Annotated in this window: 15 protein-coding genes; 10 read left to right on the top strand and 5 right to left on the bottom strand. The window is 51.2% G+C overall.

The genetic code is table 11. The features are described from left to right. Positions 1-29: 29 nt before the first annotated feature. On the bottom strand, positions 30-749 hold the full coding sequence (locus NDI45_RS13570; protein WP_348247668.1) for a DUF4079 domain-containing protein: 720 nt from the start codon (positions 747-749) through the stop codon (positions 30-32). Positions 750-1,345: 596 nt separating this feature from the next. Here NDI45_RS13570 and NDI45_RS13565 point away from each other — a divergent pair. The 7 genes from NDI45_RS13565 to NDI45_RS13535 all read left to right on the top strand — a co-directional run bounded on the left by NDI45_RS13565 (position 1,346) and on the right by NDI45_RS13535 (position 9,889). Beyond that, positions 1,346-3,667 carry a glycosyltransferase gene (locus NDI45_RS13565; RefSeq protein WP_348247655.1) on the top strand — a complete coding sequence of 774 codons (2,322 nt, stop codon included), beginning with the start codon at positions 1,346-1,348 and terminating at the stop codon, positions 3,665-3,667. A gap of 186 nt (positions 3,668-3,853) precedes the next feature. Then, the gene (locus NDI45_RS13560) at positions 3,854-4,333 is read left to right on the top strand and encodes a flavin reductase family protein (RefSeq protein WP_190792623.1); all 480 of its coding nucleotides are present in this window, start codon (positions 3,854-3,856) and stop codon (positions 4,331-4,333) included. A gap of 24 nt (positions 4,334-4,357) precedes the next feature. Further along, complete coding sequence (locus NDI45_RS13555; RefSeq protein ID WP_190792619.1) at positions 4,358-4,708, top strand: phenylpyruvate tautomerase MIF-related protein; 351 nt, start codon at positions 4,358-4,360, stop codon at positions 4,706-4,708. A gap of 20 nt (positions 4,709-4,728) precedes the next feature. Then, positions 4,729-5,403: an HAD family phosphatase gene (locus NDI45_RS13550; protein WP_190792618.1), complete on the top strand. Its 675-nt coding sequence runs from the start codon at positions 4,729-4,731 to the stop codon at positions 5,401-5,403. A gap of 127 nt (positions 5,404-5,530) precedes the next feature. Continuing rightward, entirely contained in the window at positions 5,531-6,679 is a 1,149-nt protein-coding gene (gene gshA / locus NDI45_RS13545) for a glutamate--cysteine ligase (RefSeq protein WP_348247654.1), read from the top strand. Positions 6,680-6,700: 21 nt separating this feature from the next. After that, positions 6,701-7,126 (top strand): hypothetical protein, encoded by a 426-nt coding sequence (locus NDI45_RS13540; RefSeq protein ID WP_190792617.1) that lies wholly within the window; start codon positions 6,701-6,703, stop codon positions 7,124-7,126. 72 nt (positions 7,127-7,198) lie between these two features. Further along, entirely contained in the window at positions 7,199-9,889 is a 2,691-nt protein-coding gene (locus tag NDI45_RS13535; protein ID WP_348247653.1) for a chloride channel protein, read from the top strand. Between the two features lie 109 nt (positions 9,890-9,998). On the opposite strand, the gene NDI45_RS13530 is transcribed toward NDI45_RS13535, so the two are convergent. Continuing rightward, a complete protein-coding gene (locus tag NDI45_RS13530; RefSeq protein ID WP_348247652.1) occupies positions 9,999-10,667 on the bottom strand; it encodes a GvpL/GvpF family gas vesicle protein in 669 nt (222 codons plus the stop codon). Between the two features lie 109 nt (positions 10,668-10,776). Continuing rightward, the gene (gene raiA / locus NDI45_RS13525) at positions 10,777-11,463 is read right to left on the bottom strand and encodes a ribosome-associated translation inhibitor RaiA (protein WP_348247651.1); all 687 of its coding nucleotides are present in this window, start codon (positions 11,461-11,463) and stop codon (positions 10,777-10,779) included. A 206-nt stretch (positions 11,464-11,669) separates the two neighbouring features. Between raiA and lipB the strand changes: the two genes are divergently transcribed. Both lipB and NDI45_RS13515 read left to right on the top strand, forming a co-directional pair. Further along, entirely contained in the window at positions 11,670-12,425 is a 756-nt protein-coding gene (lipB, locus tag NDI45_RS13520; protein WP_348247650.1) for a lipoyl(octanoyl) transferase LipB, read from the top strand. Between the two features lie 165 nt (positions 12,426-12,590). Continuing rightward, positions 12,591-12,956 carry a hypothetical protein gene (locus tag NDI45_RS13515; protein ID WP_190792624.1) on the top strand — a complete coding sequence of 122 codons (366 nt, stop codon included), beginning with the start codon at positions 12,591-12,593 and terminating at the stop codon, positions 12,954-12,956. A 253-nt stretch (positions 12,957-13,209) separates the two neighbouring features. Here NDI45_RS13515 and NDI45_RS13510 read toward each other — a convergent pair whose 3' ends face one another. Further along, positions 13,210-13,515, bottom strand: a complete 306-nt coding sequence (locus NDI45_RS13510; RefSeq protein WP_348247649.1) for a DUF6679 family protein — start codon at positions 13,513-13,515, stop codon at positions 13,210-13,212. Between the two features lie 933 nt (positions 13,516-14,448). On the opposite strand from NDI45_RS13510, the gene NDI45_RS13505 reads away from it, so the two are divergent. Then, on the top strand, positions 14,449-15,195 hold the full coding sequence (locus NDI45_RS13505) for a creatininase family protein (RefSeq protein WP_190790346.1): 747 nt from the start codon (positions 14,449-14,451) through the stop codon (positions 15,193-15,195). A gap of 21 nt (positions 15,196-15,216) precedes the next feature. On the opposite strand, the gene purS is transcribed toward NDI45_RS13505, so the two are convergent. Continuing rightward, on the bottom strand, positions 15,217-15,489 hold the full coding sequence (gene purS, locus NDI45_RS13500; RefSeq protein ID WP_348247648.1) for a phosphoribosylformylglycinamidine synthase subunit PurS: 273 nt from the start codon (positions 15,487-15,489) through the stop codon (positions 15,217-15,219). Positions 15,490-15,697: the final 208 nt, after the last annotated feature.

Below are 15,697 nucleotides of genomic sequence, written 5' to 3'. Positions count from 1 at the left end.
AGGCGAAGCCGTTCCCCGATTGAGGATCGCTATTGCCTGGGCTGAACTGTACAAGGCTGGGTCTGGCAGTTGTTGATATAAAGCTGCTCGATGTAGGGTTGTTGCCAGCTTACAGGAATCTCTAGCAGGTCGCGGGTTCCCGTAAAACCTTGACCGATAAACAGCAGCACCGCGACGCAGTTTAGAACGACATGAACATTGCGCCAGCGATTCGATCGATCCTGATAAATCTCAGGAAAAATCGCCAGCGAGAAAATCATTAGCATTGCCGCCGCGATGCCGTAGTAGTAATGGGAAACGTACCACTCAAAGCCGCGCCGAAATACTTCTGGTTGACAGCCAAGCAGCACCAGACCGATTCCAGTCAGGGTGGCGAATCCGCCGCGTTGCAGTTTGCCGTTAGCGATGTTGAGCAGCACCAGAGAAGCGATCGTCAGGGCAAATAAAACCAGCAGCAGCACGATTCTAATGCCGTTTTGCTGTTCGGGAGGAGCCTTCAACACTTTAGAAAAAATGGCATAGCCTAGCCCGATTAAAGCTACGCCAACGATTGAATTACTGAGCCAGCGTCCCATCCGCAAATGCTGAGTACCAACGGTTCCAGAAATTGCGCTTTTTTGACCTTTTGCAATCTGGAGTCGGCGATTTCGAGTTTGAAGTGAATATTGAACCACAATCCCGATCAGCGGAAAGACAAAGACGATCGCTAAAGCTGGATGAATAAGACTGACAAAATCAATTGTGTCTATCATGTTTTGATTGTCCTACCTACGCTGATACACGATACTCACATTTCAGAAAACTGTGCTAACGAATACTTTTAAGTTCAGGCAATTGAATTCTGGGCAATATCATTCTAAGCGGCGTGAGAATTGCTGTCTTGCATCAGTACGCTGTTCTAGATTGTGCTGTCGAAACAGATTTCCTCTCTAAAATCATTCAAAAATCATATCGCCTCCTGGGAAGCGGGGTTGCTAAAAAACTTTTACAGTTCAATCTACATAAATTAGCAGAAACAGAAATCAACTTTTGTTTTTATTTCTTTAACAGCCTTTGCGCCTCGTATCTTGAATTCATACGGCAAATCTCTCGTTTTGGATTGGATTTGCTATCGCCCAAAACTTTTTCAAGCTGAGGAAAGTTGATAGATTGAGTAGATTTCAGAAATTGTTTGGGCAATCTGATTAGCACCGTCGATCGTAATCGTTAAGGTAAAGTTAGTGCGCTGGCAGAGTAAATAACTGCAAATAACTGCTTCAGAAACAGTTCACCTGAGATCGAGTTCTGCCCGAAATCCTAGTCTCTGACCGCCTTCCTCAGATCTACTTCCTTATAAGGAGTCTCGATGACCACTTCAGCAGACCAGACCCCACCCTCGACTCAAATTACCTCGTCTGTTGCCTCGCGGCGATCGTTTCGTCCCCAAACTACGACGCTGATTTTGCTGGGAACGGTGCTGTTTTCTGGGGCGATCGTGGCAGGCTGGTTTGCAGGACAGGGAACAGTCAGCAGGATTTTTACTCAGCTCAATACGCTGCAAGAACAGCCGCCCCTCTGGTTAGAAGTGCCGATGGTAGCAGGCGGCTATCTGCTGTTTCCGACGGTGGCGTTGTTTGCGATCGTCCTGCTAGTCACCAAAGTTTCGCCTCAGCCTCGCTACTGGTCGCGGGTTACGGTAGTGGGAATTTTGCTGGCGTTGACGCTGCGCTATCTGCTGTGGCGATCCCTTTCGACGCTCAATGTGGATACGCCGCTGAATGGTGTGTTTAGTCTGGGACTGTTTTTTCTGGAGCTATTGGTGCTGACAAGCAGCACGATTCAGCTTTTTTTGATGCTGCGGGTGCGCGATCGACGCCGAGAGGCAGACCGGCTGACATTGGATGTGATTGAGGGCAAATACACCCCAACCGTTGATATTTTCATCCCGACTTACAACGAGCCAGAATTCATTCTGCGGCGAACAGTAATTGGCTGTCAGGCGATCGACTATGGGAATAAGCAAGTCTATTTGCTGGACGATACGCGCCGCCCCGAAATCAGAAAGCTGGCAGAAGAGTTGGGCTGTGAGTACATGACGCGCCCAGACAATCGCTTTGCCAAAGCTGGAAACTTAAATCATGCGATCGGCAAAACGAGTGGCGATCTGCTGGTGGTGTTTGATGCTGACTTTGTGCCCACACGAAATTTTCTGGTTCGCACCGTGGGATTTTTCCAGAATCCGAAGGTCGCGCTGGTGCAGACGCCGCAGAGCTTTTACAACTCAGACCCGATCGCCCGCAATCTGGGACTCGAAGATGTCTTAACTCCTGAAGAAGAAGTTTTTTACCGTCAAATCCAGCCGATTCGCGATGGGGCAGGCAGCGTGATCTGCTCGGGAACCTCGTTTGTGGTGCGGCGCAGTGCCCTGGAAAGTGCCGGAGGATTTGTCACCGATTCACTGAGCGAAGATTACTTTACCGGGATTCGGCTTACAGCGCAGGGCTATCGCCTAGTGTATCTCGACGAAAAGCTAAGTGCCGGACTTGCCGCCGAAAATATTGCCGCCCATGCAGTGCAGCGATTGCGCTGGGCAAGGGGAACGCTCCAGGCATTTTTCATCAAATCCAATCCGCTCACCATTCCCGGACTGAATCCGCTTCAGCGGCTTGCCCATCTTGAAGGTTTGCTGCACTGGTTTACCAGCATTTCGAGAGTTGGATTTCTGCTGATGCCGCTTGCCTATTCGTTTCTGGGGGTGATCCCGCTTCGGGCAACGGCGGCGGAACTGCTCTATTTCTTTTTGCCCTATTATCTGGTGCAGCTTTCAGTTTTTTCCTGGCTAAATTATCGATCGCGCTCTGCCCTGCTTTCGGATATCTATTCGCTGGTGCTGTGTTTTCCGCTCGCCCTGACGGTGATTCAGGTCATGCTCAATCCGTTTTCAAAAGGGTTCAAAGTCACGCCTAAGGGCACATCGAGCGATCGATTTTCGTTTAACTGGAATCTGGCGTGGCCCCTGATTATTTTGTTTGTGGCAACAGCAGTCAGCCTCTGGGTCAACTTTGGTCTCTGTATGTTGAAGGGAGCCTGGATGAATACCGTGCCGCCCGAAGTGGCAATTCAGGCAAAAGGCATCGGCTTGGGCTGGATCTGGAGCAGCTATAACCTGATCATGCTGGGCATCGCGCTGCTGATTTTGCTCGATGTGCCGCGCCCCAGTTTGTATGAATGGTTTAACCTGCACCGCACCGCCCGGATCACTGTGACCGATACAAAGACTGTGACAGATACAAACATAGTGCAGGACTTTTGGGGAACTACAACGATGATTTCAGAAGTCGGAGCAGAAATTGCCCTGACACAGCTTGACTTTCCAATCCCCCATGAAGGCGAAGTTTTGCCTGTAACGATCGAGATTCTAGAACATCACTTAATCCTCAGCTGCCGCGTGGTGCAGGTAACGCAGCAGCCGGATTTTCTGGCAGTGCGGGTCATGTTTGAGCAGGTGACGCTGGCTCAGCAACGATTGCTGGTCGAAATGCTGTTTTGCCGTCCGGGACAATGGAAACGCCGCACCTCTCCGGGCGAATTTGAGTCGCTGGTGCTGCTGTTCCGAATTTTGCTGCGTCCGCGAGTGTTGTTCGATCGTCATGCGGATGTAAGTGCTGTTTCCGTTGCTCAAGTTTAAAGTTGCTTAAGTTTAAAGGGGGAAAAAACTCATGACTCCAACAACCCCTGTGAGAAGGCTTCTCACCTTCAAGGAATTAGAGCAGTAATGGGCGGTCGTTTCAATTAGCGGAACTAGACAGAACCCTGAGAACCCGATTTGGAATGCGATACACTATCCGATGTAGCGCGATCGGAGAACACCGCCTTGCTAGACGAACAGGCAAAAAAGACAATACTGCGGAAAATTCCTCACGGACTTTATATCTGTGGCGTGAAAGAGGGTGAAGAGGTCAATGGCTTTACTGCAAGCTGGGTGATGCAGGGTTCGTTTCAACCGCCGCTTGTGATCAACTGTGTCAAGCAAGACTCGCGATCGCACGCCATGATCAAGTCAAGCCAGGTTTTTGCGCTCAGTATTTTAGAAGCGGGGCAAAAGGAGCTGGCGCAGAAGTTTTTTAAGCCTCAGCGACGGATCGGCAATAAGTTTGAAGATGTCGAATTCTATCTGGGCGAAACGGGCTGTCCGATTATTTCCGACACCCTGGGCTATGTCGAATGCCGCGTCGTGGGGTCAGTCGAACAGGGCGATCACACCGTTTTTGTGGGTGAGGTGATTGCGGCTGGGGTGCATCGAGACGGTGATCCGCTGCTGCTGGAAAGCACAGGCTGGCAGTACGGCGGCTAGCAATCGCAAAGGAACTTGTGCAATATGCCCCTAATCAAAATTCAAACCTCGGTTGACTCGCCCGATCGCCTCCGGGTCGAAGCGTTGCTTAAGCAGTTGTCTGCCGCGCTCGCTAAGCATTTGGGCAAGCCAGAATCCTACGTGATGACGGCGTTTGAGTCGGGTGTGTCTATGACCTTTGCCGGAACGACTGACCCGACGTGCTACATCGAAATCAAGAGTGTAGGTTCGATGAGTCCGACGCAAACCAAAGCAATGAGCCAGGATTTTTGCACCCAAGTGCATCAGAGCCTCGGTGTTCCTGCAAACCGTACCTATATTGAGTTTGCGGATTCAAAAGGGGCAATGTGGGGCTGGAATAGCTCGACTTTTTAAGCGTTTCCTAGGAAAAATTCATGCTCAAGGCTTTGCTGTTTGACCTCGATGGAACGATGGCAGACACCGACCCAGTTCACTTTCAAAACTGGCAATCGATCCTGCTTTCCTATGGCATCACGATCGATCGCCCCACCTATCGCGCTAAATTTAGCGGCAGACGCAATCAGGAAATTGTGCCGGAAATTTTGCCGCAGTTGACGATCGCTGAAGGTGACGAACTCGGTGAACGCAAAGAAGCGATGTTTCGACAGCAGGCTGCCACGGTGCTTCAGCCCATGCCTGGACTGCTAGAAGTATTGAGATGGACGGAGCAGCATCAGCTCAAGCGGGCGATCGTGACCAACGCTCCACTCGAAAATGTGGAATTTATGCTGGGAGTTCTGCACCTGGACAGCGAATTTCCCTTGGTGGTGCTGGGAGATGAGCTGCCGCGTGGTAAACCCGATCCAATGCCTTATCTGGCTGCGCTCGATCAGCTTGGAGTAACAGCAAGCGAGACGATCGCCTTTGAAGATTCGCCCTCTGGAATTCGCTCTGCTGTTGCCGCAGGCATTCCAACCGTGGGGATTGCATCCACACACGAGCCACAAAAGCTGTACGACCTGGGCGCGTTTCTGGTGATTGATAACTTTACTGCGCCTGATCTGTTTCCTGTGCTTGAGCAGGCAATGCAAAGCAGTCTCCCAGCATAAATGGGACTTCCGCTTGGGCATGCTGCAAATTCGCCTGGTGACTTCCCCCTGTCGGAGTGCCCCGGTAGAACGATGCAGCCGACTCCTTTTCCGAGACAATAGAACTGTGACTAGAGGCAATTTCTCCATGCTCTCGAAAGGCTTTGAAGTGGAAATGTACACGGGCACACCAGATGGCGAAATCGTCGGGTTGTCTGACAAAATTGTGGCTAATTTGCATGGCTTTGTCCGCGAACCAGATAGCCGCAATGTGGAATACACGACGGCTCCGCTTTATCGTTATGAACGGCTACTGTGTGAGCTGGTGCGTCCTCGTCGTCAGCTGCGGGCTTATTTGCACCAGTTGGGCAACTACACGCTGATTCCCGGCAGTACATTGGCTTTGGCAGGGAGCGATCGGTTTTATCGCTCTGATCCGGGCAATCCCTACCACAGCTACATCGAGCAGACCTACGGCACAACGGTCGTGACTGCCAGCATTCACATCAACATTGGCATTAGTGACCCAGAAACGTTGATGAGAGCCTGTCGATTAGTGCGCGTCGAGGCTCCCTTGTATCTTGCCCTCAGTGCTGCCTCGCCTTTTCTGGATGGAAACGTCACGGGGTTTCATTCCACCCGATGGGGACTGTTTCCCAAAACACCTGCCCATGTGCCTTTATTTGAAAGCCATCGCCACTATATCGACTGGACCGAAGCACAGCTTGAAAAAGGCACGATGCAAAATGTCCGTCATCTCTGGTCTTCGGTGCGCCCGAATGGCGATCATCGTCCCTACAGCCTTAACCGTCTGGAGCTACGAATCTGCGATTTGATGACCGACCCGATCGCCCTGCTCGCGCTCACGGCACTGCTAGAGGCAAGGATACTCCAGATTGCTCAGCACCCCGAACTCGACCCGCTTCAATACAGCCTTTTGCCTGCTAGCGATCGAGCCGAAGCCCTGGTTGCCCTTACCGATGCCAACGAAACCGCCGCTGCCAAACTCAGCCTCGATGCCGAACTGCGACACTGGCGCGATGGGCGGACAATTCTGGCACGAGACTGGATCGAGGAGCTGTATCAGGAAGTTTGGGGAACGGCAAAACAGGGGGGATTTAGCTGCTTCCTGCTGCCGCTGAAGAAAATCCTGCGTGAAGGCAACGAGGCACAGCGATGGCTAAAGCAAATTGAACAGGGTCACGACCCAGAGACGGTTATGAAGCAAGCGATTCAGACGATCGCCGCCGAAGAGCTAGTCCTGGCAGATGAAATTTGTCAGCCGCTCGTTGCCTGATTCTTTTATTGGTTTTTAGCGATGGAACGGGGTTTATTGTGGTTGCCGCTGCTGGTGCTGTTTATCGGGCTAGCCTGGGCAGGATGGAACGAGTATCAAAAAGTAGAGGCGTATCGACTCTGGGCAGAGGGATTCGATCGCGCCAAGTATGATATCTACGCGGTTTTGGGACAAAAGGGCAGCGAAATCACCTGGGGCAAACCAACTCGCAAAGGCATGAAAGACCTGCAAACCTTTTCGCTCCAGCAAGTGCAGGCAATTTGGCTCAAGGCAAACGACCAGACGATCGACCCGGCGAATTTGCCTGAGAAAAGCAAACAGGTGGCGATCGAGTTTCAACTCTCGAATGAGTCTGTTCAGGTTCCCTTTACGGATCTAGAACTTGCTGCTCGATGGCAGCAGGCACTCGATCGCGAATGGGCAAGATACCGTCAGGTTAGCTCCTAGTCAATAGTTACAGTTCGTTATAAATCAGGCACTATGAGGATAGTTTAGGCTTTCCCTCTGCTGCGGTCTAACATGGGCTATCTCACCCTGCCAAATCGGTTTCGCTCCCTGATGTCTGGCTCGAAGCTGGCAATTTTTGAAGCCTGTGTTATCGGGGTGGTTTCCGGGCTGTCTGCTGTCGTGCTGAAGTGGGGTATTGGCTTCGTAGGCAGTTGGCGGGTGCAGTTGTCTTATCAGATGCCTGTCTGGTTTGTTTTGCCTGCGATCGGCTTGGTGGGCGGCGTGTTGTCGGGCTGGCTGATCGAGCGGCTGGCTCCCGAAGCGGCAGGAAGCGGCATTCCTCAGGTGAAAGCGGCTTTGGCAAATGTGCCGATCGCTCTTAATCTACGTGTGGCGGCGATAAAGCTGGTCAGCGTAATTCTGGCAGTTGGCTCCGGGTTAAATCTGGGGCGGCAGGGTCCGACGGTGCAGGTCGGTGCGGCTCTGGCAGCCCAGTTGAGTCAGTGGATTCCCACGTCGCCCGAATATCGCAGACAGTTGATTGCGGCAGGGGCAGCAGCGGGGTTGGCGGCAGGGTTTAATGCGCCGATCGCCGGGGTGCTGTTTGTCGTGGAGGAGTTTTTGCAGGATTTTTCCGGGCTGACGCTAGGGACGGCGATTCTGGCTTCGTTTATTGGAGCGGTCGTGTCGCGGCTAATTGGTGGGCAGGGGTTGAATCTGAATTCGATCGTCACCGAGTCGCAGGTCAGCTTTTCGCTTCAGGATGTGCCGTTTTTTCTGATTTTGGGATTGCTGGCGGGGCTGCTGGGCGGACTGTTTAGCCAGGGGATTTTTGCCAGCCTGGCACTATTTCGGCGGGAGCTTCCCTGGGGAACTCGGTTGAGCCTACCGATGAAGATTGGCTTAGCAGGGCTGATCTCAGGGGCAGTCGTGGTGATTTTGCCGCCGGAGTTTCGCGATAATTCGGGGCTGCAAGAGTTTTTGAGTACGGGCGATGCGCCCTGGCATCTGACCCTGCTAGCGTTTGTGATTAAGTTCTGCTTGACTTTGCTGGCCTATGGAGCCGGGACACCGGGTGGGCTATTTGCTCCGGCTCTGCTGCTGGGCGCGGCACTGGGGCATCTGGTGGGCTATGGGGCACAAACGCTCGAAACAATGGTGGGCATTCCGCTTGGCTTTCCCGCTGGCATTAGCGATCCATCAACCTATGCGCTGGCAGGAATGGGCGCATTTTTTAGTGCCGTCACCCGTGGACCCATTACAGCGATCGTCATCGTTTTTGAAATCACCACGGACTTTAATCTAGTGCTGCCGCTGATGATCGGTTCGGTGATCGCCTACCTGATTACCGATCGCATTGCCAGTGGTTCGATTTACACGCGCCTACTCGCCTGGAACGGCATTCACCTCGACAAATACGTTACCAAGGGCGGAGCCTGGACAGAGCTAAAAGCAGCCGACCTGATGCAGCGACGAGTCGAAACGCTAGACAGCAGCCTCAGCTTGCCCGACGTCGTGCAGGCATTTTCTCGATCGCACCATCGCGGCTTTCCGGTTATGACGAACGGCAAACTCATTGGCATTGTTACCCAGAGCGACCTGGCAGACCGACTACCCCATGCGGGGAACAGCTTTGCTTCGCGCCATGCTCCCACGGGGCAGCCTGCAATACTCGCCGATATCATGACCCCGCAGCCCGTCACTGTTTCCCCCACCGATCGCCTCACCCACGTTTTGTTTTTGCTCAATCGCTTTAAGCTGAGCCGTCTGCCCGTTACCGAAGGACAAAAGCTCGTCGGCATTATCACCCGCGCCGATATTATTCGTGCCGAAGCAGACCAGATTAGCGGTGAGAATAAATCCTTCGGTCCCCAGCCTGAACCCTCCTACGTGGTTTACCAAACCCGATCGCCCGCTACCGGAAAAGGACGGCTCCTCGTACCGCTTAGCAATCCCCATACCGCTCCCCTGCTCCTGCGCCTAGCAGCAACGATCGCCCGTGAACGAGACTACGAGCTGGAATGTCTTCAGGTGGTGTGTGTGCCGCGTGGAACTTCGCCTTCAGAAGCCAGCATTCGCACGACCAATAGCCGCAAACTGCTGAAACGAGCAGAGCAAATCGGACGCGCCTCAGAAGTCCCCATTCATACGCAGGTACGGCTGGCACACGATTCAGCTCAGGCAATTTTAGAAGCGATCGAGGAACGCCATATCGATCTGCTCCTGATGGGCTGGAAAGGCAGCACGACTTCGCCAGGGCGCGTGTTTGGCAACATTGTAGACACCGTGATTCGGCAGGCAGACTGCGAAGTGATGATGGTGAAGCTCGGCGATATCGTCAAATTCGATCGCTGGCTAATTCCTGTCGCAGGCGGACCTAATGCCCAGCAAGCTGTGCGGTTACTTCCTACCCTCACCATGCTTTCAACCAAGCCCGATGTTCATCTCTGTCAAGTGTTTGACGACACGCCCTCCAGCCACGACACTGCCTACCTGAAGCAGCTTTTTGCCGAAGTCACGCTCAAACTCCCCTGCCCGGTCACAGCCCGATCGCTCTGTGGACGATCGATTTCTGACACCATTCTTGACCTTGCGCGCTCCGAACGCTGCGATGTCATTATGCTGGGAGCCAGCCGCGAGGGACTGCTTCAGCAGGTGATCAAAGGCAATATTCCAGAGTCGATCGCTCGCAATACAAACCGTACAGTGATTATTGTTAGAGGGGAAATTACGCCTCAGGAAGAAGGATTATTTAAGCTGTAGAACATTCAGAGTCCCCAGAATGGGAATTTAGGGGCTGAAAAGCCGAAAACGAAGCTCATTGTTCTAGACAAAGTGTTCTGGAAAAAATGATAGAGCTAAACAAATAGAGTTAAACAAAATGATAAAGCGGCAAAGCTCCGCTCAAATCTAACTCCCAGCGTAAACACTGCGCCTGCCAGCCTGCCAGCACCCCCCGCAGCTTTTCCTCGCCCGATCGATCTCCCAACAAATAAAGCCGCTCAATCCCCTCCCGACTCTCAACCGCCTGATGCAAAATTCCGGCTTCGGTGAAATGCTGCATCAGATTCGATCGCTCGATTTGCTGCTGCTGCTGCCAGTCTGCCTGCTCCTGAATGCGCTGCTTCTTTGCCAGAAAATAGTCTTTGCCCTTTAGATTCGGGGCGATCACCGTTTCTGGCTCCTGTTTTGGAATTAGCTTCAGCAAATACTCGGCTTTGCCATCCAGTCGAGCAAGCTGATCGAGATACTGAGTCTGACGATCGGTGAGATGTGCCAGCAGTGCTTCTTTCGAGACAAAATACGTGCCAAACCGCAGCGGCAGCACCGTTGTCTGAGCAAACAAATCGCAAATAATCCGATCGTGCTTCAGGACTGCCTGCATAAGCTGCTCATCGCTGGTTTGCAGAGAGTCTACTGTGAGCTCAGGCTCAACCACTGCTAAGAGGCGATCGGCTTTCACGGTTTCTAAAGTTCCGCTAATGCCCTTAATGAGCACCAAAGGAGCCTTAGGCGTATGCAGAAAAGCGTAGGTATACATAAAAAATTGGAGGAGGAATAGGTAGACCTAGGACTGCACAATTTCTTTCCAGTCTAGTGTCCTCTGGTTTCGATCAAAGCCAATCCCTCCTCGACTGAAGTGAAGTCCCTTAAGGTTGGGTTACTTTTCCGTTCGTGTGTCCGTTTGCGTATCCGTTGCTATTTACGTTTTCGGGGTGGTGAGCATGAGCAATTTCGGCAAATTTGCCGTTGGTGTGACCGTTGCCGTTGCGAGGCTGAATCACGCCATAGCCGCCATGATTGCGCTCGTAGATCACGTTGATTTCGCCTGTTTCAATGTTGCGGAACATAAAGAAATCGTGGTCAACCAGATCAAGCTGCTCTAGTGCCTGCTGAATGGTCATCGGCGGCATTGCGAAGTATTTCATTCGCACCACTTCTGCAGGTAGTTCTGGGGTGCGATCGGTGTCAATCAAAGTCGCAGCGACGGGTTTCTCTTCAATCACCGCAGTGGCTTTCACGGGTGCACGATCCTGTTCGTAGCGTTTTTCCTTAAATTTGCGAAGCTGACGGGCAATTTTATTGGCGACAAGATCTAGGCTGGCATAGAGGTTTTCACTGCTTTCTTCAGCACGCACAACTGTGCCATTGGCGTAAATCGTAACTTCTGCGGTCTGATTTGGGTTTATCCGGGGGTTGCGGGCAACTGACAGGTGAACGTCCACTTCCATTGTGAGATGCTGATAATGGCTGACGGCTTTCTCAATTTTCTGATGGACGTATTCACGAATCGAGTCAGTAATTTCGATGTTTTTGCCCTGGATAACAAGCTTCATATAAGAGCTTCCTCCCCTGAGAACTGGGTTCACACTTTCACCCTAGCACCTTGTATCGGGGACAACAGTCTCGTTTAAAATCATTTGCATCCGTTGATAATTCTTGACCAGAGCGGACAAATTCTCAGTTTAATTTCTGTTTAATTAATGTTGATCTATTTTGCGTTCACCCAGTAGATTAGTAGATCGGGAATTTGAAAAATTCTGTGTTGCTCAGACCGTGCTTATTCTACAATCAGGGACTGGTTCCCTATGAAACTGCCTGGGATTGGCAGCGCAAATGGGTTGCTGAAAGACGCACACACGGATTGATCAAAGAACGGTTGCAGCCCGATCGCTTAGTCAGCGGCTCTGATAAAAGCGAATTCGCGAACTCCGAGCACAGTGACCCTGCCGAGAATGATATTTTTCTTCTGCTCGAACACCCATCTGTTTACACCCTGGGGCAGGGTTCCAGCCTTGAATTTCTGAAGTTTGATGTCTCAAATTCGCCCTACCCGGTGATTCGGATTGAGCGCGGCGGCGAAGTAACTCACCACTGTCCGGGTCAGCTTGTGGGCTATCCGATTTTGAATCTTCGCTTTTATCAGCAGGATTTGCACTGGTACTTACGCCAGCTCGAAGAAGTGTTAATTCGGGTGCTAGCAGCTTATCAGCTTCAGGGCGATCGAATTCCAGGTCTAACGGGGGTATGGGTCGAGGGGCGCAAGGTGGCTGCGATCGGTATTAAGGTAAGCCGTTGGATTACGATGCACGGCTTCGCACTCAACGTCTGTCCCGACTTGTCAGGATTTCAGCACATCATTCCCTGCGGCATTGGCGATCGACCGGTGGGAAGTCTGGCAGAGTTTATTCCCGATATCCAGATCGATCGGGTTCGACAACAGGTTGCCCGTGCCTTTGCTGAAGTGTTTCAAGTTCGCCTAATTCCCGTGGATTTACCCTTGTCCTGCTGCGGCTGATCGTTCTGTAGCGCAGTGCTGATACGATCGCAACCCCAGCCCTTCCGTAAAAACACAGGCAAGAGCAGTCTTTTTTGAGTACTAGCCCTCACATTTCTTTGCAAAAACAGTTTAAGATGCTTGCAAGCCATGTTCTCGGTTTTGCTCAGCCCCCTAAACTCAATCATGATGCCATCTGCCCCTCGCGCTTGTCCCCCAACTCTGCCTGTTTCTTTTGAAGATGGAGAGCCATTAGCTACCCGTTCGGCGAACGCTTCTACTGCGATCAATCCCTTCAAACCAGAACCGCTTCCTTCGCTGCTTGATGCCAGCAGTCCCTTACTCTTTCATGAGAATACTTCTTCGTCGGAACAGTTCATTTCAGCCCAGTCAATTCCGCTTCGGGGACGTGATCTGCATGTGCTGACTGAGCTTTTTAACCAGAACGAAATTGAAGCGATCGAGTCTGATATTTTGCAAAATCTAGACTGGCGATGCCCCGAACCTTGCTGGGAAGATGACCCGTTTGAGTTTCTGCGCGAATACTTATAGAACAAAAAAATAGAAGAAAGAATTAGATAAAACAGAGAATTAGATGAGATAAAGATTTAGGCATGGCTGAATGGAAACAGGATTCTCGGATAGGGAGTTTTGCGCTAGGGGTGGTTTGTAAACCATCCTTACAGAATTCATCCGCCGGATTAGCACTGCCAGGTCAGCAACGCGAAGATTTAAAACAAAAAATAACCCCTGATGGACAGGGGCATTATTGAACAATCCTGAATTATTTGAGGGTTGGTTTGCGCTATTCGTTGTCAGGCTGATGGTTGCGAATGCGCTCTGCTTCAGGGCAGTCTTCTGAGACGAGCGGCTCGACATCGCCACGCGGCACAGTCGCCAATTTTTGCATTACAGAACCAATACTCTCTAAGCGAAGCATCTCCTCCCAGGAGCAAACTTCGTCATCTTCTTCGGTTTCATACCGGACTGTCACCAGGTCACCCTCGATATCGAGAATGCGTGCACGCTCAATCCAGCGTTGTTGATCCCGCAAAAAGATCCAAACTTCTCGTCCATCACAACAGATCTGATAGATCTTGCGGTGTAGCATTTATCGCTTCTCCTGAGCAATCAAAGTCTGCAAATTCCAAGTCCGAATCACTGCAACAGCCAAAGGATGGCAATGAACAGGCAGCCCTAAAACAAGCTGCACGATCGGGTCAACGGTTCATCGCGTAGGCAGAGAGGCTGATGCAAAAAAGACCCGGAACGGTTGACATTGCAGAGAGCCTTAGGATTCATCATGAGGGGGAACGGTTGAATAAAAATCGCACTCTGGGAAAGGTGAGCTTATGCAAATTAAAGCCTGAGCATACCGGATTGTGAAGGGGGGTGTGGAGGGTCAAGTCGAATCTTTAATAAAGGACTGGTCACAATCTGAGCTACGGGCTGGAATCTAAACCTGAATTCAGCGGGGCTGATCGTTTGGCATCGGATCATTTGACATCGACAGATTCGCGATGGATGAGTTTGACGTTGACAGGTCTGAGGCCGACAGGTTTAGCGTTGTCTGAGCTTGACAGGTCTGAGGCTGACAGTTTGAGTTTGGCAAGTTTGACAATTTATTAGAATTTACAGTTCGCTGCCACCCACAGGGTGTAGTTCGTAAATTTTATCTATTATTTTAACGAGGTTACAGAAAGTTTGGGTATCAGTCTGGGGATCAGTTTGGGGATCAATACCAAGAGGGTGGGTAAGGAGTCGCAGAGGCCTTGCATTGTCCCCCTAAATCGGTCAACTTCAATAAGTCAACTTCAAGGGACTTTAAGAACTTTAAAGCAAATAAGGTTTCCTTGGAAGGGAAGAGTTAGGGAAGCGGTTTGGGTCACAGGTATCACGTTTCAAACATTCTCTAACCCCTATCGCTACGCTCATTCTTCTCAATATTCAGCTTAATATCCAGAGGGATAATCGCTTTACAGGTGCTTCTGGGGCGATTGTCCGTTGGCTAAAGTACAGTAGAAGCTTAGCTTTCGGAGACGTTATGTTACTCCATCTCACAACCTGGCAAGAAGTAGAAGCCTACCTTCAGCAGTCGCAAGGGCTAATTATTCCGATCGGTTCTACTGAGCAGCATGGTCCCACTGGATTAATTGGCACAGACGCAATTTGTGCTGAGGCAGTTTCGCGAGGCGTTGGCGAAGCGACACAAGCCCTGGTTGCCCCAACTATCAACGTGGGTATGGCACTTCACCACACTGCCTTTCCTGGAACAGTGAGCCTGCGTCCAAGTACGCTGATGCTGGTGATTCGAGACTACGTGACTTCGCTGGTGCGCACAGGATTCACCAAATTCTTTTTCATCAACGGGCATGGCGGCAATGTGGCAACGCTCAAGGCAGCCTTTTCGGAGTGCTATCAGGTATTAGCGGATTTAAATCTTCCGAACGCCGATCGCGTTCAGTGTCACGTTGCGAACTGGTATATGTGCGGCTCGGTCTATAAGCTGGCTCAGGAGCTATACGGCAACCAGGAAGGCTCACACGCGACTCCCAGCGAGGTTGCCCTGACGCAGTATGTGTATCCTAATGCGATTAAACAAGCGACCCTCAGCTCGGAAGTCACTTCTGGTGAGCCAATTTATGGGGCGATCGATTTTCGTCGTCGCTATCCAGACGGCAGAATGGGGTCAAATCCGGCACTGGCAACGCCCGAACACGGTAAGCAGTTTTATGAGCTTGCAGTAAAGGAACTGAGCAGCCGTTATCTGGAATTTGTGAATCGAGAATAATTCCGAGAATCACCTTGGAGGTTAGCAGGCGGCTTCTGCTGCCGTCATGATGTCGAAGCGGTAGTTCTCAATCACGGGGTTTGCCAAAAGCTGGTCACAAATGCGATCGAGTTGGGTTTGGGCGGCGGCTTCGCTATCTGCGGTGAGCGTGACTTCGATATATTTGCCGATTCTCACCTGCTCCACGTTGTCGTAGCCCATGTGTTTTACCCCAGACTGCACTGCGGTTCCTGCCGGGTCTAGCACTGAGGGACGCAGGGTAACGTAAATTTTGGCGTGATAGGTTTGAGCCACGATCGATCGAAGATAAAAGGACGAATCCTATTGTAAGAGGTTTGCTGAAATTGCTGACCAGGTTCTATGAGGGCAGGGTAGACACTGTCCCTCTAAATCAGATTCAGACAGAAACTCATTTCCTAAGTTTTCCTAACCCGATCAAAATTCTGCTCAAACTGGTGACACTCATCCACTACCATCTAGGTAAGTTAACTGTTCATGATGG

Origin of the sequence: Leptolyngbya sp. GB1-A1, from assembly GCF_039962475.1 — a bacterium.
Classification (GTDB): Bacteria; Cyanobacteriota; Cyanobacteriia; order Elainellales; family Elainellaceae; genus Leptolyngbya_A.
This window is presented reverse-complemented; position numbering and strand designations above follow the sequence as displayed.

Excerpts from the sequence above, each read along its gene's own strand:
- NDI45_RS13505 (WP_190790346.1), top strand. The coding sequence starts at position 14,449 with ATGTTACTCCATCTCACAACCTGGCAAGAAGTAGAAGCCTACCTTCAG.
- NDI45_RS13510 (WP_348247649.1), bottom strand. The coding sequence starts at position 13,515 with ATGCTACACCGCAAGATCTATCAGATCTGTTGTGATGGACGAGAAGTT.
- NDI45_RS13535 (WP_348247653.1), top strand. The coding sequence starts at position 7,199 with ATGGGCTATCTCACCCTGCCAAATCGGTTTCGCTCCCTGATGTCTGGC.
- NDI45_RS13565 (WP_348247655.1), top strand. The coding sequence starts at position 1,346 with ATGACCACTTCAGCAGACCAGACCCCACCCTCGACTCAAATTACCTCG.
- NDI45_RS13530 (WP_348247652.1), bottom strand. The coding sequence starts at position 10,667 with ATGTATACCTACGCTTTTCTGCATACGCCTAAGGCTCCTTTGGTGCTC.
- raiA (WP_348247651.1), bottom strand. The coding sequence starts at position 11,463 with ATGAAGCTTGTTATCCAGGGCAAAAACATCGAAATTACTGACTCGATT.
- NDI45_RS13515 (WP_190792624.1), top strand. The coding sequence starts at position 12,591 with ATGATGCCATCTGCCCCTCGCGCTTGTCCCCCAACTCTGCCTGTTTCT.
- NDI45_RS13540 (WP_190792617.1), top strand. The coding sequence starts at position 6,701 with ATGGAACGGGGTTTATTGTGGTTGCCGCTGCTGGTGCTGTTTATCGGG.
- NDI45_RS13550 (WP_190792618.1), top strand. The coding sequence starts at position 4,729 with ATGCTCAAGGCTTTGCTGTTTGACCTCGATGGAACGATGGCAGACACC.
- NDI45_RS13555 (WP_190792619.1), top strand. The coding sequence starts at position 4,358 with ATGCCCCTAATCAAAATTCAAACCTCGGTTGACTCGCCCGATCGCCTC.
- gshA (WP_348247654.1), top strand. The coding sequence starts at position 5,531 with ATGCTCTCGAAAGGCTTTGAAGTGGAAATGTACACGGGCACACCAGAT.